The organism is Streptomyces sp. P9-2B-2, assembly GCF_030406865.1.
GTDB classification, from domain to species: Bacteria; Actinomycetota; Actinomycetes; order Streptomycetales; family Streptomycetaceae; genus Streptomyces; species Streptomyces platensis.
In genome coordinates this window covers 1593896-1612660 of the sequence record NZ_CP129126.1, presented here as the reverse complement: position 1 = coordinate 1612660, position 18765 = coordinate 1593896, and the positions used below count along the sequence as shown (strand labels likewise).

The window sequence follows — 18765 nt, the reverse complement described above, 5'->3', positions numbered from 1 at the left end:
GGCCGGCCGGAACAGCGTCCGGCCGGCCCCCGTGACATCCCCGGAGGGTCAGTCCCACAACGGCGAAGCGTCCGGCACCAGCCGCCCCATCTTGCGGTACTCGCGCCGGGCCCCGGCCCGGATGTCCTCGGCCGACACCATCTCGCCGCGCCCCGCCGCGAGATAGCCCGCGGTCACCGCCGCCGACCGGATCGCCCCGCCGGACAGCTCGTACTCCTTGGCGCAGACATCGAGAGCCAGGTCGTCCGCGCACGGGGTGGCGGCCAGGCAGGAACGCCACAGCGCGATCCGCTGCTCGGCGTCCGGGAACGGGAAGTCGACCACCAGATCCAGCCGCCGGGTGAACGCCTCATCGATGTTCGCCCGCAGATTGGTGGTCAGGACGGCGATCCCGTCGAACGCCTCCAGCCGCTGGAGCAGATACGCGCTCTCCAGATTCGCGTACCGGTCGTGTGAGCTCTTGACCTCCGAGCGCTTGCCGAAGACGGCGTCCGCCTCGTCGAAGAGCAGCACGGCGTCCGTGCGGTCGGCCTCGGAGAAGATCCGCTCCAGATTCTTCTCGGTCTCCCCGATGTACTTGTCCACCACCGCGGACAGCTCCACCACATAGAGATCCAGGCCCAGTTCGCCGGCCACGACCTCCGCGGAGAGCGTCTTTCCGGTACCGGATTCCCCGGCGAACAGTGCCACCACGCCTCTGCCGCGCCCGCCGCCGGTACGCAGCCGCCACTCGCCCAGCACCTTCTCCCGATGCCGCGCCCGCTGCACCAGTTCGTGCAGCAGCGTCAGCGGTTCGGGCGGCAGAACGAGCCCGTCGAAGCCGACGGCGGGCCGGATGCGCCGGGCGTGCCGGTCCAGCAGCGGCGCCGACTGCTGACGCGCGCTGTGCTGGACATGGGCGGCGGTCACCGGCGTCCCGTCGAAGGCGGCGAGAGCGGTGGCCGCACGGGCCGCCCGGCGGATCTGCGCGGCGCCCAGCCGGTACGGCGCCACGGCCGCGGCCAGGTCGAAGCCGTCGTCGACGGCGCCGAGTTCAGTGCTCCAGACCTCACCCGCCGCCGCCCCGGCATCCGGCGCGTCCAGTGCGAACAGCCCGGAATCCGGGGCCCAGCCCGGGTCGTACGGCTCGCTCCCGAAGAAGATCACCGGCACGTCCCGGCCCGCCAGCGCCCGGACGAGCCCGTCCGGCTGCTCCGGCAGCGGCCCCACGACGAGCGTGGCCCGCCGCAGCCGCGCCTCGCGCAGCAGCGCGCCCGTGAGGCCCGCCCCGTCACCGCGCGGGCCGTCCGGCCGATAGCGCAGCACCGGCAGACCGGCGCGCCGCAGCCCGTCGGTCACCGGTGCGGCGGCGGTACCGGGCCGGCGCTCCCGCAGATGTACGGCGAGCGGCCGCTCGCTCGCGAGTACGGCGAGCCGCCCGGCGAACGTCTCGTCCACGGTCCGGGCATCGCTCCCCGTACGGTCGGCCGACTGCTCCGCCGTCAGCAACTCCACCTCACCGGCGCCGAGTTCCGGATCGAGACCGTCGTCCCCCAGCAGATGGGCCACCACCCGCTCCGGCACCCGCAGCGCCCGTCCCGGCAGCGGCCGGTCCTCGTCCTCGATGACGAGCAGCCCACCGGACAGCAGCGGCGCGGCGGGGTGGAAACGGGCACGGGCCGCGGGCTCGTACGGGCCGGTGCCCGCCAGGTCCAGCGTCAGCGCGACGGTGGCCCGACGACGCCCGACATCGTCGTTGAGGTACCCGTACAGCGGCTCGAAGCCCCGGTCCACATCGGGCGCGAGCGCGGCCAGGAGGATATGCAGGTCGAGGGCCGACAGCCCGAACCGCGCGGCGAGCGCGACCGATCGGTCCGAGGCCCGCGAGGGGTCCGTGGCCTCGTCGGCCGGCTCGCCCGTGGACGCCTGACCCGCCGTAAGCCTCTCGCCTATGTACGGCTCGGCCTCCCTGGGCGCCTGCGTGGCCAGCCGTCGGGCCGTCTCCGGGGTCACATACAGGCCGCGCAGCGGGTCCGCAGCCGTCGGATCGTCGGCGCTGCGCCGCTCGACCAGCCCGGCCACCCGCTCCCGCAGGCCCGCCAGCCGGGCCAGCAGGGCGCCGCCGGGGGTCTCGCTCGCCGTCGTCCCCGTCACCGTTCCTCCTCGCTGTCCTTCGCGGACGGCGAGGCGCCCGGAGCGGACCGCAGCATCCGGGGCTGTGAGTCGCCGGGAACGCCGTCGATGCCGCGGACGACCGTGACCGCGCCCTCCGTGACCGGCGGCGCCACCTCGTACGAGGGCGAGACCGGGACGGGCACGGTGACCACCACGTCCAGGGACGGCTTGAGTTCGCCGCCGAGCGCCGACCAGATATCGGCGATCGAGCGGGACTCGGGCGGCGGCACCGCGACGGTGAGTGGAATGCTCACCTCCAGCCCGCGGAGCGCGTCCGGCAGCGCGGCCGCCGGCAGGATCTCGTGCGAGAGCAGGCAGCCCAGCGCGGCGGACAGCAGCCGGTGCTCGTCCTCCGGGCGGGTGGTCCACGCCGTGACCAGGTAGGACAGCCGGAACCAGCGGGGCGGCTGCCGTCGGCGCACGACCACCCCGCGGGCGTCCCGTTCCGCGATCGCCCCGCGCTCGCGGCGGGCGACGTCCTCGCGGATGTCGTAGAGATACGCGTTGAGCGTGGGCGCGTTGCGCCGGGCCGCCCAGTCGCGGGTCGGCGCCTCGAACGCGACGTCCCCGGTGCCCTCCGGCAGTACCCCGCCGCGCAGCACCCGCCGGATCGCCTCATCGACTTCGTGCATCATGCGCGTTCCCCCGCCCGGCGACCCGCCGCTTCCTGTGCCTGCTCCGTCACCGCTGTACCCCTTGCTCTTGCCTTCGCACCTGTCTCAGCGCCCGCACCTGTCTCAGCGCCCGCACCCGTATCCGTGCCTGCTGCCGGCCCCATCAGATGTAGCCCTCCCGCAGCGCGTAGGCGACGGCGTGCGCGCGGTTGTGCAACTGGAGCCGCGTCATCAGGGCGTGCAGGATGTTCTTGACGGTGCGTTCGGAGTAGGCGAGCTTCTCGGAGATCTGCCGGGTGTCCAGCCCCTCGGCGATCAGCCGCAGCACATCGACCTCGCGCGGTGCCATCCCGAGCGTCGGTACGAACCCGACCGAGGGCGAGGTCGCCACCGACCGCCGCAGCTGCCCCACCTGGGTGAGCAGCGTGCTGATCAGGTCCGGCGGCAGGTCGCCCTCGCCGCGCGCCGCGCTCTGCACCGCCCGCAACAGCCGCTGCGGGGTGGCCTGATGACGCCACAGGATGGCCCGTACGCCGTACTCCACGGCCGTCATCAGCTCCGGCTCGCGCAGATCCCGGGCGATGAGGACGACGCGCTGCTCGCCGCCCCGTACGAGTCGTCTCAGTTCGGCCGCCGCCAGGTCGTCGAACCGGTCGATGGGCATGATCGCCACGGTCCCGACCGCTTCCCCGCCGTTTTCCTTCGCTCTGCCACGTTCCGCCTGCTCCGTCCGCTCCCTGACCGCCGTTCCGGTCTGGTTCTGGACAAGCTCGACGGTGGGCTGGTGCTGGAGGTGACTGACCACTCCGGCCCGACTGAGCGGGTCGGCGGCGTGCACCGTCACCGTGACACGTGTATCCGGCACTTATGTTCCTCGTCTCGCCCCCGATTGACCGACAGTCACAGAGTGAGTGAAGGCAATCAACAAACGTTTACCGGGCAATCAACGCCAGAAGCGGAGCCTTCGGCGTTGAGGCGAGAAGGGGCACGGCCACCGCATCATTGTGGGGAACACGGGGCTGGCGGAGCCGGGGGTGACGCGCGGTGGAAGAGTGCGCGTCACCCCGTGGCAGGCGGGGCCGGAGGCCGCCTAGTGCGAGGGGGAAGCCGTTCGGTCCGGCGGCGAGGCCTGTGACGGGTTGCTGCGCGGGTGCTGCGGGTTGAGGAACCACTTACGGGCGGAGACCAGCCACCAGGTACCGGCGAAGACCAGCACCACGCCGACGGCAAGGGGCGCGTAGTTGAACGTCTCCAGGGTCACCGGGCTCAGCTGCGGCAGCATGAACAGCACGGTGATGATCGCGACCCAGCTGACCGCGATCACGCCCACCGGCTTCGACCAGCGGCCCAGGTGCCAGGGGCCGCGCCGGAAGTTCTCTCCCTGGCGCAGCCGCAGCAGAGTGGGCACCACGTAGGCGATGTAGAGGCCGATCGTCGCGATGGAGGTGACGGCGGCGTACGCGGTCGTGTTGAACAGGTACGGCAGACCGAGGACGAACGCACCGCCCGCGGCGAGCCACACCGCGTTGGTGGGGGTGCGGGTCCCCGGGTGGAGCTTGTGCCAGACGGCGGAGAACGGCAGCGCCCCGTCGCGGGAGAAGGCGTAGATCATGCGGGAGTTCGCGGTCACGGACGCCATCCCGCAGAACAGCTGGGCGCCGATGATGACCAGCAGCATGAGCTTGCCGGTGCTGGCGCCGAGCGCGTCCAGGAAGATCTGCGCCGGCGGCACACGGGTGCCCGACTTCAGGGCGCCGTTGTAGGACTGGATGGCGAAGGTCAGACCGAAGAGCAGCACGAATCCGGCCGCCCAGGACACCACGATCGAGCGGACGATGCCCTTCGGCCCCTCCACCGAGGCGTTCTTCGTCTCCTCCGTCATATGGGCGGACGCGTCATAGCCGGTGAAGGTGTACTGCGCCATCAGCAGACCGATGAGCGCGACATAGACCGCGGAGCCCCAGCCGGTGTTGTTGACGAACTCGGTGAAGACGAACGCGATGGACTGGTGCTTGTCGGGGATCATCAGCAGGGCGCCGACGATGACCACGACGCCGATCAGATGCCACCACACCGAGACGGTGTTGAAGAAGCCGACGACGCGCACCCGGAAGGTGTTCACGATGGCGTGCAGCAGGAGGATCACGCCGAAGAGCGTGATCGTGTGGACGGGGGTGGCGGCGTAGTCGAATTGGAGGTTCAGATAGGCGTTGAGGAAAGACGCGGCGCCGAAGTCGATGCCCGCGGTCACGGCCACCTGGCCGAGCGTGTTGAACCAGCCGGTGAACCACGCCCAGGCCGGCGCGGACCGCTGCGGGGCGAGCTTGTGCGCCCAGAAATAGAGGCCGGCGGAGGTCGGATAGGAGGAACAGACCTCGGCCATCGCCAGGCCCACGAACAGCGTCATCAGGCCGACGACCACCCAGCCCCACATGATCAGGGCCGGCCCGCCGGTGTTCATACCGAAGCCGTACATGGTCAGGCAGCCGGACAGGATGCTGATGATGGTGAAGGAGACGGCGAAATTCTGCCGCCCGGACATCGAGCGGTCCAATGTCTGGGCGATGCCCAGTTCGGCGAGGCGTTCCTCCTCCGTCTGCGTGACGCTTGGAATCTCCAGTGGCATGGCTGGGACCTCTCCTGTTGGTGGCGCGGTGACGTGCGGAACAACCTCGGCCGGGGCTACGGGGCGGACCCCTTGACCGCCCATTTCCGATGCCGCGCGAAGAGCTGCTGGGCGTCTCCGCAATAGCTCCACGGCACATCCGTGGCGTACGGGCCGATGGCGTCGAACACCTCGGCCGCCGCCCGGTGCTGATTCGCGAAGGACATCGCATGGGCCAGGTAGTTGGCGTCCTCATGAAAGGCGGCGTGCGGCATGGAAGGGGCCCGGTAGGTCCACCAGTTCACCCACGCCTGCTGGGTCGACGGGTTGTCCGTCCACGGGTGGACCGTCAGGCCGTAGCGGTGCCCTTCCCTCTTCATCCGCGTCCGGTGCGACTCGGCGAGCGCGACCAGCGGCAGGACGTGCAACGGCATTCCACGGGGGACATGGGCACACCGTTCCTGCGCCCAGTGGAACATCTCGCCCGCCACGCCGTGCTGGTCAGGGAACATGTAGGCGAGCAGCTCGTGGTGCGCCTCCCTGTTCCACGGGTCGCGCTCCTCGATCTCCTGCCACACGCTGTGCACCGTCTCCCGCCACTGCCGGTCGCGTGGAGGGGAGTGGAAGCGCAGCAGGGCGAGCATGACGACATAAGACGTCGGATCGGCCGGCAGGGCGTCACCGGCGGCATGGCAGGTCTCCCAGGCCTGTTCCATCTCCACGCCGCTGCCCTGCCCCCGTGGGCCGGCCATCGAGCGCAGCGCCAGAACGGTGGCGAGGAGAGCCAGCGCGTGCGGAGAGCGGGGTTCGGCCTGGGCCCAGGTGTCGGCGAAGGTGAGGCGGGCCCCGGCGCGGGCGAGCACCTGGAGGCGGAAGATCCGGCGGTCCCAGTCGGCGCCGGTCGCGGTCAGCAGTTCCCGTGCGCCTTCCCACCTGCCCATCGCGGCGTCCTCCATCACCGCGCGCAACCGGGTGTCGTCCCGCGCCGGATGCCGGTCGAAGGCCGGTTGACGTCTCACGGCTTCCCCGCCGACGTTCTCTCGGGTGCGGGGAACAGTTCCTCACCGTGCGCGGGACGGTGCGCACGGGGGTGATCAACAGGCACTTGTCAGGCCTCCGGGTGGGCGGCCGCCGTGACGGACGCCGACGTAGGGGGAGCGTGTCGCGCTGAGCGAACGACCATGGGGCCGGCCGGGCCCGTATGCCCGGCGTCCTTGACGGGCGGGCCGGTGAGGGCGGCGGGCGAGGCGGTGGGGCACCGGTTTCGCGCCGCTGGTGAGAAGTCGGCTCGGACATCGTGGGGGTCCGGGGGCGATCGTCGCGAGCCCCGGACCCGGCCCCTGCTGCGGGGCTGTCTCGTGCGCAGGCGACAGCCCGATACGACCTTGAGGGGCAATCACCGCAATCTCCTGTACGTGGCATGCATGTACTGCGCAAGCGGGCTGTCAACTTCGGTCATGAGGTGCTGACTTGAGAAAGAAGACTATTCACTGACGAGCGCCCGCGCACATTGCTTCGGCGATAAAAGCTCATGTGATGGGGCTGCCGGCCGGCGCCGTGCGGGCGTCATCGCGCCGTCAAGACCCCGTCCCTGCGCCCCCATTGCCCGGCTCACGCGTTTTGGTCACGACATCATCACAGCTTCTTCACTTCATCTATTTCGATGTTCAACAACTCGATACTCTCCCGGTTCCAGACACCTTGGGGGGAACCATGACCTATCAGCAGCCTCCGTCCCAGCCCGGACAACAGCCGCCGAACCCGTACGGGATGTACGCGCCGCCGCCGCCGAAGAAGAGGGGCACCGGCGCCAAGGTCGGCATCGGCTGCGGCGGCGCCTTCGGTGCGCTCGTCCTGCTCGGCGTCATCGGCGCCGCGATCGGCGGCGGCGACTCCGGAACGCCGGCCGAAAAGCCCGCCAAGGCCGCCGCCGCACCGGCGTCGGAGCGCGCGAAGGAGAAGGCTGCCCTCGGGCACGTCACCAAAGTCCAGGGCGCCGACGAGCTCAACGACATCCTCGACTCGGTCGACATCTACTTCTGACCGCCTGACGCGACGGGAGGGCCGTACCGCGGGCCGCAAAAGCGGCGCGGCCCCCCTCGCGCAGACAGCGCTCTCACACCACTTGTCTCCCCGGTTTCAGCCGGGCGGCGGCTCGCGACCGTGGGCAGGGCCATGCATGCAGGGGAGTATGCAGTCGCACGACAGGGGGGCCACATGACCGGGAACCAACGGCCGGTGTCGCCGGAAGAGAAGAAGAACGCCCGGCTCGGCTGCGCGGTCATCGCCGTATTCGTGCTGCTGGTCGGCGGATGCGTCAACCTGATGGACGGTGACGAGGACTCGAAGTCGTCCACCAGTAGCTCGGTCTCCGACGCGTCCGACGCGGCAGACGCATCGGATGGAGCAGATGGAGCAGATGCGGCGGACGAAACCGACGCACCCGACGCACCCGATGCGTCCGACGCGACAGACGGAGGCGACGCGTCCGACAGCGAGAGCAGCACCGTCACCGTGCCGGATTACGCCGGGAGCAACCTTCAGGAGGCGCAGGACGACGCGCAAGGCAGGGGCATCTACCTGCTGGAGAGCCGCGATCTGTCCGTCCGCCACCGCACCCAGGTGTGGGACCGGAACTGGCAGGTGTGCACGCAGGAGCCGGCCGCCGGGTCGGACATGGCGGACACCGAAACGCTGACCTTCACCGTCGTGAAGACCGACGAGAGCTGCGACGCACCTGACGCGGCAGGGTCCGTGGGCGATGACGGAGCCCCTGAGCCCACGGACGATCCGGCCGGGGACGGCAGTTCCGGCACCTCCGGTTCGTCCAGCTCCTCGGGCGCGGACGGGGGCGGCTCCTCCGGCTCCTCCGGCTCCTCCGGTTCGTCCAGCTCCTCCGGCGGCTCCAGCTCCTCCGGGAGCACCGGTTCCGACGGCGGCAGCAGTTCCACGAGCGGCGGCGAGGAGGAAGCCCAGGCCCCAGCAGGCGCCTCCGCGCAGTGCAATGACGGGACCTATAGCTACAGCGCGCACCGGCGGGGCACATGCAGCCACCACCACGGGGTCGCGGTCTGGCTGCGGAGCCTTCCGGCCTGAACGGCCGCTCGGCCCGCGAGCGGGGCGTAAGGGGCGCGGGTCGCGCGGGCGCCTGGCCGTGCAACCTTCGATGGCATTGGGCGGTCTTCACGGCAACATCACAGATGCCAGGGGGATTGATCATGTCGTACTCACCGCAGCCCGCGCCCTCCGGTCAGCAGCTCCGCCCGCTCGCGCCCCTGTCGACCGCGCAGCCGCCGGTGACGCGGCCGCCGGTGACCCAGCACTCCGGGCTCAAGATCGCGGTGGGGGCCGGCTGCGCCCTCGTCGTCTTCGGGCTCGGTGTCACCGTCGGCGGCGGCAAGCAGGACGGGGCGCTGCCCGCCCCCGATGTCACGGTCACCGTCACCGCCAAGACGGCGCAGGCCGCAGCGGAGAAGGCGGGCCGGACGACCGGGCCCACCGCGCAGGCGACGGCGCCTGCCGGGCCGGACACCACGGTCGGCCAGGGCAGCTACCTCGTAGGGAAGGACATCGCGGCCGGCACCTACCGGACCGGCGGCCCCGCCTCCGATATGCCGCTGTGCTACTGGGCGCGGGCCAAGGGCTCCAGCGGCGCGCGGGGCAGCGTCCTCGCCAGTGGCACCCCCGAGGGCCCGGCCCGCGTCACCGTGCACACGGGGGAGACCTTCGAGACCAACGGCTGCCGGGGGTGGACGAAGGTCGGCTGACGGCCCGGTCGCGCGCCCCGGCGGTCCACCTTGTTCACGAAGATCAGGGTGCGGCCCGGACCGGCGGGCAACCGGTTTTCACCGGTCGCGGCAGGTCGGAACTATTTCCTCCGGTTTTGCCCGGGGCGGGGTCCTGTCGAGAGGGGGCGGCTCACGAGATATCTTGATGTCGAGCAATGTTGCAGACGTGGAGCGGAGCACCCGGTGACTGACTCGACCATCATTTACACCCACACTGACGAGGCCCCGGCCCTGGCGACGTATTCGTTCTTGCCTGTGATCCAGGCATACGCGTCGACGGCCGGCGTCAGCGTGGAGACCCGTGACATCTCCCTGGCCGGTCGCATCATCGCGAGCTTCCCCGAGCACCTGGAGGAGGGCCAGCGCATCGACGACGCCCTCGCCGAGCTCGGTGAGCTGGCGAAGACTCCCGAGGCCAACATCATCAAGCTGCCGAACATCTCGGCCTCGATCCCGCAGCTGAAGGCGGCCGTCGCCGAGCTTCAGGAGCAGGGCTACGCGCTGCCGGCGTACCCGGACGACCCGAAGACCGACGAGGAGCGCGACATCCGCGCCCGCTACGACAAGGTCAAGGGCAGCGCCGTCAACCCGGTCCTGCGCGAGGGCAACTCCGACCGCCGGGCGCCCGCCTCGGTCAAGAACTACGCCAAGTCCAACCCGCACCGCATGGGCGCCTGGACGGCCGACTCGAAGACGAACGTCGCCACCATGGGCGTCGACGACTTCCGCTCCACCGAGAAGTCCGCGGTCATCGGCCAGGACGGCACGCTGCGCATCGAGCTGTCGGGCGACGACGGCTCCACCACCGTCCTGCGCGAGTCGGTACCGGTCCTCGCGGGCGAGGTCGTCGACGCGTCCGTGATGCGGGTGGCCGCGCTGCGTGAGTTCCTCACCGCGCAGATCGCCCGTGCCAAGGCCGAGGGCGTGCTGTTCTCGGTGCACCTGAAGGCCACGATGATGAAGGTCTCCGACCCGATCATCTTCGGCCACGTGGTCCGCGCCTTCTTCCCGAAGACGTTCGCCCAGTACGGCGAGTCGCTCGCGGCCGCCGGTCTGACCCCGAACGACGGTCTCGGCGGCATCTACAAGGGCCTGGAGTCGCTGGCCGACGGCGCCGAGATCAAGGCGTCCTTCGACGCCGAGCTCGCCGAGGGCCCGGAGCTCGCCATGGTCGACTCCGACCGCGGCATCAGCAATCTGCACGTCCCGAGCGATGTCATCGTCGACGCCTCCATGCCGGCCATGATCCGCACCTCCGGCCACATGTGGGGCCCGGACGGCGCCGAGGCCGACACCCTCGCGGTCCTCCCGGACAGCAGCTACGCCGGTATCTACCAGGCGGTCCTCGACGACTGCCGCGCCCACGGCGCCTACGACCCGTCCACCATGGGCTCGGTCCCGAACGTCGGCCTCATGGCGCAGAAGGCCGAGGAGTACGGCAGCCACGACAAGACCTTCGAGATCCCGGTCACCGGCACCGTCCGGGTCCTCGACGAGAACGGCGACGCCGTCCTGGAGCAGACCGTCGGCGCCGGCGACATCTTCCGGATGTGCCAGACCAAGGACGCGCCGATCCGCGACTGGGTCAAGCTCGCCGTCACCCGCGCCCGTGCGACCGGCAACCCGGCCGTCTTCTGGCTCGACGCCGGCCGTGCGCACGACGCCCAGCTCATCGAGAAGGTCAAGACCTACCTCGCCGAGCACGACACCGACGGTCTTCAGCTGGAGATCATGGCGCCGGTCGACGCGATCACCTTCTCGCTGGAGCGGATCCGCCGCGGCGAGGACACGATCTCGGTCACCGGCAATGTGCTCCGTGACTACCTGACCGACCTGTTCCCGATCCTGGAGCTGGGCACCAGCGCCAAGATGCTCTCGGTCGTCCCGCTGATGAACGGCGGCGGCCTGTTCGAGACCGGCGCCGGCGGCTCCGCGCCCAAGCACGTCCAGCAGCTGGTCAAGGAGAACTACCTGCGCTGGGACAGCCTGGGTGAGTTCCTCGCCCTCGCGGTGAGCTTCGAGCACCTCGCGCAGAAGACCGGCAACGCGCGCGCCCAGGTGCTCGCCGACACCCTGGACCGTGCCACCGGCGCCTTCCTCAACGAGAACAAGTCGCCCAGCCGCAAGCTCGGCGGCATCGACAACCGTGGCAGCCACTTCTACCTCGCGCTCTACTGGGCGCAGGAGCTGGCCAAGCAGACCGACGACGCTCAGCTCGCGGAGGCGTTCGCGGCCCTCGCCAAGTCGCTGACCGAGCAGGAGCAGACCATCGTCGACGAGCTGATCGCGGTGCAGGGCTCCCCGGTCGACATCGGCGGCTACTACCAGCCCGTCGTGGCGAAGGCCGATGCGGTCATGCGTCCGTCGAAGACCCTCAACCAGGCGCTGGCGAACCTCAGCTGACCTGACAGCTGCGCACGCCCCTGCCGCCCCGGCCGGTATCCCATCGGCCGGGGCGGTCCCGTATCCGGCGGTGCCCCGGGAAGGGGCTTCCATCTGTTGGTCCTTGAAGGCAGGTGAGTGAGCGTAACCATGTATGAGTGAGTGTCGTTGTCGGAGTGTGAATCTGACGGAATGGGCGAAGATGCAGGGCGTGCATCCGCAGACCGCGTATCGCTGGTTCCGTGAGGGGACGTTGCCGGTACCGGCTCAGCGGGTTGGGCCACGCACGATCTTGGTGAACATCGACGTTTCCACCAGGCCTGAGGTCATCGGCGGTCTGGGCCTGTACGCCCGCGTCTCCTCGCACGATCAGAAGACCGATCTGGAACGCCAGGTCGCTCGGCTGTCGGCGTGGGCAGCGAAGGCCGGTCACCGAGTCGTTCGTGTTGAGGCGGAGATCGCTTCCGGGATGAACGGCTGCCGTTCCAAGGCCCGGCGTCTGCTGGCCGACTCGCAGGTGACCACGGTGGTGGTGGAGCGCAAAGACCGGCTCGGTCGGATGAACGTCGAGCTTGTCGAGGCTGTCTTGTCCGCGACGGGCCGTCGCCTGCTGGTGCTGGACGACGGCGAGGTCGAAGACGACCTGGTGCGCGACATGGTGGAGGTGCTGACCTCGTTCTGTGCCCGCCTGTACGGACGCAGGTCAGCGAAGAACCGCGCTCGCAAGGCCCTGGAGGCCGCCGAACATGGCTGACCTCCGCCCGGTCGCCGCACCGTTCGTCGCCCTCGGCCCGTCCGGTGTGGCGGTACGCGACCGCCTTAAGCACCTGACTGGCGAAGACAAGAAGGTGTTGCGTCTGGCCGGCGCACACCTCGGGTCGCTCGCGTCGAAGGACCTCAAGGCCCGCTGCCGTGACGGTTTGGAGCACTCCACGGACACGTGGGCGGCCCGGAAACGGGAGCTGACCGCCCAGTCGTCGTCCAGGTGGGCCGGTGCGATCACAAAGGCCACTCACGACCAGTGGTCACTTGCCCGGCGCGGCCAGGCCGCGCACGTCCAGTCCCTCGAAGCCGGTATCACGACGATTCGGCATCGACTGTCGCTTCCGGTCGGGGAGAAGGGAAGTAAGCGCGCCCCTGGCGGATACCGCTCCGCGCACGAGTGGTTCCACAAGACGCGACGGCTGCATGTGCTTGAGGAGCGGCTTGACCAGGTCCAGGCCGACAGAGAAGCCGGACGTGTGCATGTGGTACGCGGCGGTAAACGTCTGCTGGGCATCCGCCACAACCTTGAGCAAGCGCAGCTCACCGAGGACGAGTGGCACGAACGCTGGGAAACCTCACGCTGGTTCCTCCAGGCCGACGGCGAGTCGGGAAAGAGGTTCGGCAACGAGACGATCCGCATTACCCCCGAGGGCGAAGTATCGATCAAGCTCCCCGCCCCGCTCGCCGACCTGTCCAACGCCAGGCATGGCCGGTACATACTCGCTACGAAGGTGCGGTTCCCTCACCGGGGACAGGAGTGGGCCGACCGTGTGGAAGCGAACCGGGCGGTCGCCTACCGCATCCACTATGACGTGCAGCACGGACGCTGGTACCTGACTGCCTCCTGGCAACACCCGGTCGCCAAGACCATCCCCATGGCCGCGGCCCTGGCCCAGGGCGTGGTCGGCGTGGACACCAACGCCGACCACCTCGCCGTATGGCGCCTCGACACGCACGGCAACCCGATCGGTCAGCCGCGCCGGTTCTTCTACGACCTGACCGGCACCACCCAGCATCGCGACGCCCAGGTACGGCACGCCCTCACGCGGCTACTGAACTGGGCGAAAGCCTGCGGCGTCAAGGCCATCGCGGTCGAAGACCTCGACTTCCAGGCCGAGAAAACCAGAGAGAAGCACGGGCGCAAGCGCCGGTTCAGGCAGCTCATCTCCGGCATGCCGACCGGCAAGCTCCGTGCCCGGCTGACCTCCATGGCCGACGCCACCGGTATCGCGATCATCGCCGTGGACCCGGCCTACACCAGCAAGTGGGGCGCCCAGCACTGGCAAAAGCCGATGGCCGGCCCCACCCGTAAGACCACCCGGCACGATGCGGCGAGCATCGCTGTCGGGCGACGCGCCCAGGGACACCCGATCCGGCGACGGACGGCACCGCCCCGTGCACACCAGAGCGATGTGCACGGGCACCGGACCGTCCAGGCCGACCGGCGTGCCCTTGGGCGGGAGGGACCCCGCCCCCGCATTCCCGGACCACGGACACGATCCGTGTCGCCGGGTGCGGCGCGTACGCGGGCGACCAGGACATCCAAAACCGTTCGGGGTGTCCGCAGTGACCAGGTATGGGTCCAAGACTCGCTCCTGCTCACTGATTAGGAACGGTATCGATGGAACTCGCCCAAGTCCGCCTGCTCGTCTCGGACTTCCACGGCTGCTACCGCTTCTACCGGGACACGCTGGGGCTCACCCCGCAGTTCGCGGCCCCGGACGGCCCGTACGCCAAGTTCACCTGCGACGACGGCACCGCGGGCATCGCCCTCCAGGAGCGCGCCCAGATGGCCCGGGTCCTCGGCGAACTGGCGGACGCGCCGGACGGCTACCGGTCCCTGGTCGTCCTCCGGGTCGACGACCTCGACGCCTACTGCGCGGAGCTGACCGGCCGCGGCGCCGTCCTCGCGCACGGCCCGGCGCCGATGACGGACCGGATGCGGGTCGCCCACCTCAAGGACCCCGACGGGAACCTCGTCGAGCTCCAGGAATGGCTGACTTTGCGGTCCACCGGCTGACCACCCGCGCCCCGGCCCGCCCGGCGCTCAGCCCACGAGGTCCAGCACCGGCCGCAGCCCGTCCGGGCGCCGGTCCACCGGCAGATGGTCCACCGGCAGGAACGAGCAGCCCAGCGCCGTGGCCCCGCCGTCCGCCTTACGGTCGTCGCCCACCATCAGGACGCCGGACGGATCCAGCTCCAACTCCCGGCAGGCCAGGGCGAAGAGCTGCGGGTCCGGCTTCTGGATGCCGTGCTCGTAGGACAGCACACAGGTGTCCAGATAACGGTCCAGGCCATGGCCGCTGAGCACCGGCCGCAGATCCCAGCCGATATTGCTCACCAGGCCGGCCCGGGTGCCGCGGCGGTGCAGTTCCGCCAGCACCTCGGCGGCGTCGGGGTACGGCTGCCAGGCCGCCGCCGTCATATGGCGGTCGTAGAGCGCGTCGTACAACGCGGGGTCAGGGAGCGGCACTTGGCGGGCCAGGCCGGTGTAGACCGCGCGGTGGTGGCGGGCGTCGCGGTCCCGGATCTCCCACGAGTCGGCCAGCGCGGCGGGGATCTCGACGGGCGAGGCGGCACCGGGCAGCGCACCGGCCCGTTCCAGCGCGGCCGCCGCGCGGGCGATCTCGGCGTCGGCCATGGCCGTACCGCACGCGGCCAGCGCCGCCCGCAGCCAGGACTCGGCGGGCTCGATCCGCAGCAGGGTCCCGGAGAAGTCGAAGAGCACACCCTTGATATTCGTCATGACCGCTCAACTGCCCACTGTGCGGCGCCGTTCCCCACCCGTGGCGCAAATCCGGTGTACGCCGCGGCCGCCGCGGCCACCAGCGCCCCGCCCAGCAGCCAGCCCCCGACGACATCCGACAGCCAGTGCACGCCCAGATAGACCCGGGTGAAGCCGACGCCGATCACCGAGACCACGGCCACCGCCCCGGCCGTCCACCGCCACAGCGAACGGGCCCCGCACCGGCACAGCAGCCACAGCACCAGCGCGCCCGTGATCAGCGCGGACATCGCATGTCCCGACGGGAACGCCGCGTAATGCGCCGAGTCCACCGGGTCCGGCCACACCGGGCGGTCCCGGCCGACCATCGCCTTCAGCACCTGCTGAAGCCCCGTCCCGACGAGCGCGGTGGCCGCCACCCAGACGCCGAGCAGCCGTTCACCCCGCCGTACGAGCAGCACCACCGCCGCCACCAGCACCACGCGCATCATCCACGGGTCCCACAGCCAGTCGCTGAGCAATTGGTTGAGGCGGGTCCAGCCGGGCGCGGCGACGGCCGTCCGGTGCAGCGCACCGGCCAGCGCCCGGTCCACCGCCATCAGGGGTTCCCAGCGCACGGCGACCAGGGTCAGCAGCAGACCGAAGGCGAGGACACAGAGAACGGCGCAGGGGAGGGCCGGGACCCGCGAGGCGGGTGCGGGGCGGCGGTCGTCGTCCACGGCGGACGACCGGACGGTGGGGCGCGGCGTCGGTGGCATATCCCGATCCTCGCCGATACCCGGCGTCCGGGGCCACGCCGACCCACTGGCCACCGCCGTCCGGCCCGGTCATCGGCCAGAAGCCAGGGCGCGTCCGCCCTACGTCAAAGCCCGCAGCCCGGGAATGAAGGTCACCAGCAGCGGAATGGCCGGAACCAGTGCCGCCACCGCCGTCATCCGCAGCCGGCGGGCGGGGGTGAAGCGGGGTGCGGGGGCCAGCAGCCGGTCCACCCGCTCCGGTACCTGGGCGAGCTGGGCGGGGCAGGGGCCGAACACCCCGCGGTCCTCGTTGAGTTCGACCAGGGCCAGGGCGATCGTCCGGCGGCCGAAGCGGCGCGAGGCCACATCGTCGGCGGCCAGCTCGACCAGCCGGTGCACCTGGTCGCGGAACGCCGCGAAGACCGGGACCTGCGGAAAGCCGGCGGCCAGCGCCGAGGCGCAGTACAGCAGAAGATCGTGCCGGGCCCGTGCGTGGCCCTGCTCATGGGCGATCAGCGCATCGAGCTGATGCCCCTTCAGCCGCCGCAACGCCGAGGTGGTGACGACCAGTTGGGGCGAGGCGTGGGACAGCCACCAGGCCTCCGGGCGGTCCCCCTCCAGGACGACCAGACGCTCTCCGGAGGGCTCCTCGCCGGGCAACAACGGCGCGCGGCGCAGCAGCTCGGCCCGCCGCTGCCGCCGACGGGCGCGTACCGCCCGTACCTCGCGGGTCAGCGCGACGGCCGTCCAGGCGCCGCCGCCCGCCAGCAGCAGGGCCAGCACCCCGGCCCAGGGCCCGTGCGTCTGGAGCGCGTACGCCTCGACGACGACCCGCGGGGCGAACCCGAACACCGGGCTGCGGACGGCTTCCCAGGCGGCGGCCGCGCTCAGCGACATCGCGAGCAGACAGCACAGCAGAACACCGGCGACCACGCACTGCCACACCCACAGGGCGAGCACCGGCTCACGGTCGGGCCAGTCGGAACGGGCCATCAGCCGCGGCGCCATTGCCGCGGCCAGCACGCCGAGCATCATCAGCGCGAGAGTGACCATCATGTCGTCACCCTATGAGCGCACGACTACCCGTTGGTACGGCCGCGCGACGGAAGTGATGCATGCCACCTCCGCGCCAGGCGCGCACGGTCCACGGGTGCCCGCCCGGCGACGAACCGGGCGGCAGGGCATCGCCGCAGCTCACAGCGCCAGCAGCATCGCCAGCATGCCGATACCCATCGCCACCCGGCAGGCCGGCAGCACCCCGGCTCCCGCCACCGGCACCGGCCCGCCCGCCGCCACGTCCCCGGCCCCCGCACCCGCGGCCGGCACCAGCCGCACCCCGGCCGCGAGGACATACCCCGTGAAGTAGACGAGCAACAGCCCCGTCAGCAACGGCACACCGCCCGGGCCCGCATGCGCCATCGGGCCCGTCCCGCCCGCCTGGCCCAGCTGGCCCAGCTGGCCCATCTGGCCCATCTGGCCTGTGTGGCCCGCCTGTTGGGACGCCGGAACGACCATCGCGAGCGCCATGTACGCCATCGCCAGCGCGCCCACCGCATGATGCAGATGGCGGTGCGCCAGTGCCCACAGGCCCGCCGCCCCGAAGGCCGCGGTGAACAGCCACGGCGACCACGACGGCGGCGCCACCGGCCAGGCCATCGCCGCCATTCCCAGCGCCATCAGTCCCTCGCCGCGCGCCTCGCCCCGCTGCGCGGCCGGTCCGCTGCGCGCCCGCACCAGGCAGTACGCGCCGGCGGCGGCCCCGAGCAGCACCAGCAGCCAGCCGACCCACACCGGTCCGTGCACGGAGCACCTCCCCTCGCACCCGTACGCATCGGGGGCAGGATGCCCGCCGGGCGTCCGGCACACGGGAGCGCACGGGCGCAAAGGGGGAGCGCGGTGGTGGAGTGCCGCCGGGCACAAAGACGGAGCTCAGGGGCGATAGCGCAGCGGATGGTCCGCCGGGACCTCGGTCAGCACGATCCGGTGGCCGTCCGGGTCGGCGATCCACATCTCGATCAGCCCCCACGGCTCCTGCACGGGCGCGCGCAGCACCTCCACCCCGTGCGCCAGCAGCTCCTGGTGCGCCGCCGCCGCGTCCGCCACCTGGAGCCACAGCTGGAGGGTCTCCGTGGGCGGCCCGGCGGACCGCCCTGACACCTCCAGGAAGCCGCCGCCGAGGAAGTAGACCGTGCCGCGCTCGGGGCCGGTGCCGAATTCCCGGTAGATCTCCAGCCCCAGCGCCGTGCCGTAGAACGCCCGCGACCGCTCGGGGTCGGCCGGCCGCAACAGCACCCTGCTGCTCAGTACATGCACCATGTCCGGACCCTACGCCGCCCGCCCCCCACGGCCGGGCACCCGCCGCCGCAAGACCGGGACAATCGGCCCTGACACCGCACACCCGGCAGTTGTTAGCCTCCCTGAAGCCAGTTGTCCGCCTGAGAGGACTCCCCGCACCATGCCCACCAGCGAGCTGACCTTCCGCACCGCCCTCGATGCCGACGTCCCCGGGCTCGTCGACCTCATCGAGTCGGCCTACCGCGGGGACACCAGCCGCGGCGGCTGGACGACGGAGGCGGACCTGCTGGAGGGGCAGCGCACCGACCCGGCGGGCGTCACCGCCGTCGTGCGCAACGAGACCGGCCGGCTGCTGATCGCCGAACGGGACGGCGTGCCGATCGCCTGCTGCCAGCTCGAACACCGCGGGGACCATGCGTACTTCGGGATGTTCGCGGTGCGCCCGGAGCTCCAGGGCGGCGGCCTCGGCAAGGTGATCATCGCGGAGGCGGAGCGGACCGCGCAGGACATCTGGGGCGCCCGGGAGATGCGGATGACGGTCATCCGGCAGCGCACGGAGCTGATCGCCTGGTACGAGCGCCGCGGCTACCGGCGTACCGGGGAGTGCACCCCGTTCCCGTACGGCGACGAGCGGTTCGGCATCCCCCAGCGCCCCGACCTGGAATTCGAGCTGCTGGTCAAGCCACTCGGCTAGCGCGTC

The 18765-nt window shown here is 71.1% G+C and carries 18 protein-coding genes; 8 read left to right on the top strand and 10 right to left on the bottom strand.

The features are described 5' to 3' along the window. Positions 1 to 48 precede the first annotated feature (48 nt). From QT196_RS06895 to QT196_RS06875, 5 genes are all read right to left on the bottom strand, one after another. Entirely contained in the window at positions 49 to 2133 is a 2085-nt protein-coding gene (locus QT196_RS06895; RefSeq protein WP_290354557.1) for an ATP-binding protein, read from the bottom strand. Continuing rightward, a complete protein-coding gene (locus QT196_RS06890) occupies positions 2130 to 2789 on the bottom strand; it encodes a DUF4255 domain-containing protein (protein WP_168478100.1) in 660 nt (219 codons plus the stop codon). The genes QT196_RS06895 and QT196_RS06890 overlap by 4 nt, the downstream gene beginning before the upstream one ends. A gap of 142 nt (positions 2790 to 2931) precedes the next feature. Next, on the bottom strand, positions 2932 to 3633 hold the full coding sequence (locus tag QT196_RS06885) for a response regulator transcription factor (protein WP_085927338.1): 702 nt from the start codon (positions 3631 to 3633) through the stop codon (positions 2932 to 2934). A 225-nt stretch (positions 3634 to 3858) separates the two neighbouring features. Continuing rightward, positions 3859 to 5394, bottom strand: a complete 1536-nt coding sequence (locus QT196_RS06880; RefSeq protein ID WP_168478099.1) for an amino acid permease — start codon at positions 5392 to 5394, stop codon at positions 3859 to 3861. A 56-nt stretch (positions 5395 to 5450) separates the two neighbouring features. Continuing rightward, positions 5451 to 6392, bottom strand: coding sequence for a hypothetical protein (locus QT196_RS06875; RefSeq protein ID WP_248001058.1), 942 nt, complete (start codon positions 6390 to 6392; stop codon positions 5451 to 5453). 694 nt (positions 6393 to 7086) lie between these two features. Between QT196_RS06875 and QT196_RS06870 the strand changes: the two genes are divergently transcribed. The 7 genes from QT196_RS06870 to QT196_RS06840 all read left to right on the top strand — a co-directional run bounded on the left by QT196_RS06870 (position 7087) and on the right by QT196_RS06840 (position 14328). Further along, complete coding sequence (locus tag QT196_RS06870) at positions 7087 to 7416, top strand: hypothetical protein (protein WP_266736274.1); 330 nt, start codon at positions 7087 to 7089, stop codon at positions 7414 to 7416. 174 nt (positions 7417 to 7590) lie between these two features. After that, the gene (locus QT196_RS06865) at positions 7591 to 8469 is read left to right on the top strand and encodes a DUF3761 domain-containing protein (RefSeq protein WP_290354556.1); all 879 of its coding nucleotides are present in this window, start codon (positions 7591 to 7593) and stop codon (positions 8467 to 8469) included. A 122-nt stretch (positions 8470 to 8591) separates the two neighbouring features. Next, the gene (locus QT196_RS06860; protein WP_168478098.1) at positions 8592 to 9140 is read left to right on the top strand and encodes a hypothetical protein; all 549 of its coding nucleotides are present in this window, start codon (positions 8592 to 8594) and stop codon (positions 9138 to 9140) included. Positions 9141 to 9344: 204 nt separating this feature from the next. After that, complete coding sequence (locus QT196_RS06855; protein ID WP_266736280.1) at positions 9345 to 11564, top strand: NADP-dependent isocitrate dehydrogenase; 2220 nt, start codon at positions 9345 to 9347, stop codon at positions 11562 to 11564. A gap of 157 nt (positions 11565 to 11721) precedes the next feature. Continuing rightward, complete coding sequence (locus QT196_RS06850; protein ID WP_168478096.1) at positions 11722 to 12297, top strand: IS607 family transposase; 576 nt, start codon at positions 11722 to 11724, stop codon at positions 12295 to 12297. Continuing rightward, on the top strand, positions 12290 to 13918 hold the full coding sequence (locus tag QT196_RS06845) for a transposase (protein WP_211117309.1): 1629 nt from the start codon (positions 12290 to 12292) through the stop codon (positions 13916 to 13918). The genes QT196_RS06850 and QT196_RS06845 overlap by 8 nt, the downstream gene beginning before the upstream one ends. 11 nt (positions 13919 to 13929) lie before the next feature. Beyond that, positions 13930 to 14328, top strand: coding sequence for a VOC family protein (locus QT196_RS06840; RefSeq protein ID WP_168478095.1), 399 nt, complete (start codon positions 13930 to 13932; stop codon positions 14326 to 14328). Between the two features lie 27 nt (positions 14329 to 14355). Here QT196_RS06840 and QT196_RS06835 read toward each other — a convergent pair whose 3' ends face one another. From QT196_RS06835 to QT196_RS06815, 5 genes are all read right to left on the bottom strand, one after another. Then, on the bottom strand, positions 14356 to 15054 hold the full coding sequence (locus QT196_RS06835; protein ID WP_168478094.1) for an HAD-IA family hydrolase: 699 nt from the start codon (positions 15052 to 15054) through the stop codon (positions 14356 to 14358). Further along, positions 15051 to 15791, bottom strand: a complete 741-nt coding sequence (locus QT196_RS06830; RefSeq protein ID WP_290354555.1) for a phosphatase PAP2 family protein — start codon at positions 15789 to 15791, stop codon at positions 15051 to 15053. Before QT196_RS06830 ends, QT196_RS06835 begins: the two co-directional genes overlap by 4 nt. Before the next feature lie 99 nt (positions 15792 to 15890). Next, positions 15891 to 16826 carry a M56 family metallopeptidase gene (locus QT196_RS06825; RefSeq protein ID WP_168478092.1) on the bottom strand — a complete coding sequence of 312 codons (936 nt, stop codon included), beginning with the start codon at positions 16824 to 16826 and terminating at the stop codon, positions 15891 to 15893. A gap of 138 nt (positions 16827 to 16964) precedes the next feature. Continuing rightward, complete coding sequence (locus QT196_RS06820) at positions 16965 to 17573, bottom strand: DUF5134 domain-containing protein (protein WP_290354554.1); 609 nt, start codon at positions 17571 to 17573, stop codon at positions 16965 to 16967. A 126-nt stretch (positions 17574 to 17699) separates the two neighbouring features. After that, positions 17700 to 18086, bottom strand: a complete 387-nt coding sequence (locus QT196_RS06815; protein ID WP_168478090.1) for a VOC family protein — start codon at positions 18084 to 18086, stop codon at positions 17700 to 17702. Positions 18087 to 18225: 139 nt separating this feature from the next. On the opposite strand from QT196_RS06815, the gene QT196_RS06810 reads away from it, so the two are divergent. Beyond that, complete coding sequence (locus QT196_RS06810) at positions 18226 to 18759, top strand: GNAT family N-acetyltransferase (protein WP_290354553.1); 534 nt, start codon at positions 18226 to 18228, stop codon at positions 18757 to 18759. Positions 18760 to 18765: the final 6 nt, after the last annotated feature.

Excerpts from the sequence above, each read along its gene's own strand:
- QT196_RS06860 (WP_168478098.1), top strand. The coding sequence starts at position 8,592 with ATGTCGTACTCACCGCAGCCCGCGCCCTCCGGTCAGCAGCTCCGCCCG.
- QT196_RS06865 (WP_290354556.1), top strand. The coding sequence starts at position 7,591 with ATGACCGGGAACCAACGGCCGGTGTCGCCGGAAGAGAAGAAGAACGCC.
- QT196_RS06835 (WP_168478094.1), bottom strand. The coding sequence starts at position 15,054 with ATGACGAATATCAAGGGTGTGCTCTTCGACTTCTCCGGGACCCTGCTG.
- QT196_RS06880 (WP_168478099.1), bottom strand. The coding sequence starts at position 5,394 with ATGCCACTGGAGATTCCAAGCGTCACGCAGACGGAGGAGGAACGCCTC.
- QT196_RS06830 (WP_290354555.1), bottom strand. The coding sequence starts at position 15,791 with ATGCCACCGACGCCGCGCCCCACCGTCCGGTCGTCCGCCGTGGACGAC.
- QT196_RS06845 (WP_211117309.1), top strand. The coding sequence starts at position 12,290 with ATGGCTGACCTCCGCCCGGTCGCCGCACCGTTCGTCGCCCTCGGCCCG.
- QT196_RS06825 (WP_168478092.1), bottom strand. The coding sequence starts at position 16,826 with ATGATGGTCACTCTCGCGCTGATGATGCTCGGCGTGCTGGCCGCGGCA.
- QT196_RS06840 (WP_168478095.1), top strand. The coding sequence starts at position 13,930 with ATGGAACTCGCCCAAGTCCGCCTGCTCGTCTCGGACTTCCACGGCTGC.
- QT196_RS06810 (WP_290354553.1), top strand. The coding sequence starts at position 18,226 with ATGCCCACCAGCGAGCTGACCTTCCGCACCGCCCTCGATGCCGACGTC.
- QT196_RS06870 (WP_266736274.1), top strand. The coding sequence starts at position 7,087 with ATGACCTATCAGCAGCCTCCGTCCCAGCCCGGACAACAGCCGCCGAAC.
- QT196_RS06815 (WP_168478090.1), bottom strand. The coding sequence starts at position 18,086 with ATGGTGCATGTACTGAGCAGCAGGGTGCTGTTGCGGCCGGCCGACCCC.
- QT196_RS06890 (WP_168478100.1), bottom strand. The coding sequence starts at position 2,789 with ATGATGCACGAAGTCGATGAGGCGATCCGGCGGGTGCTGCGCGGCGGG.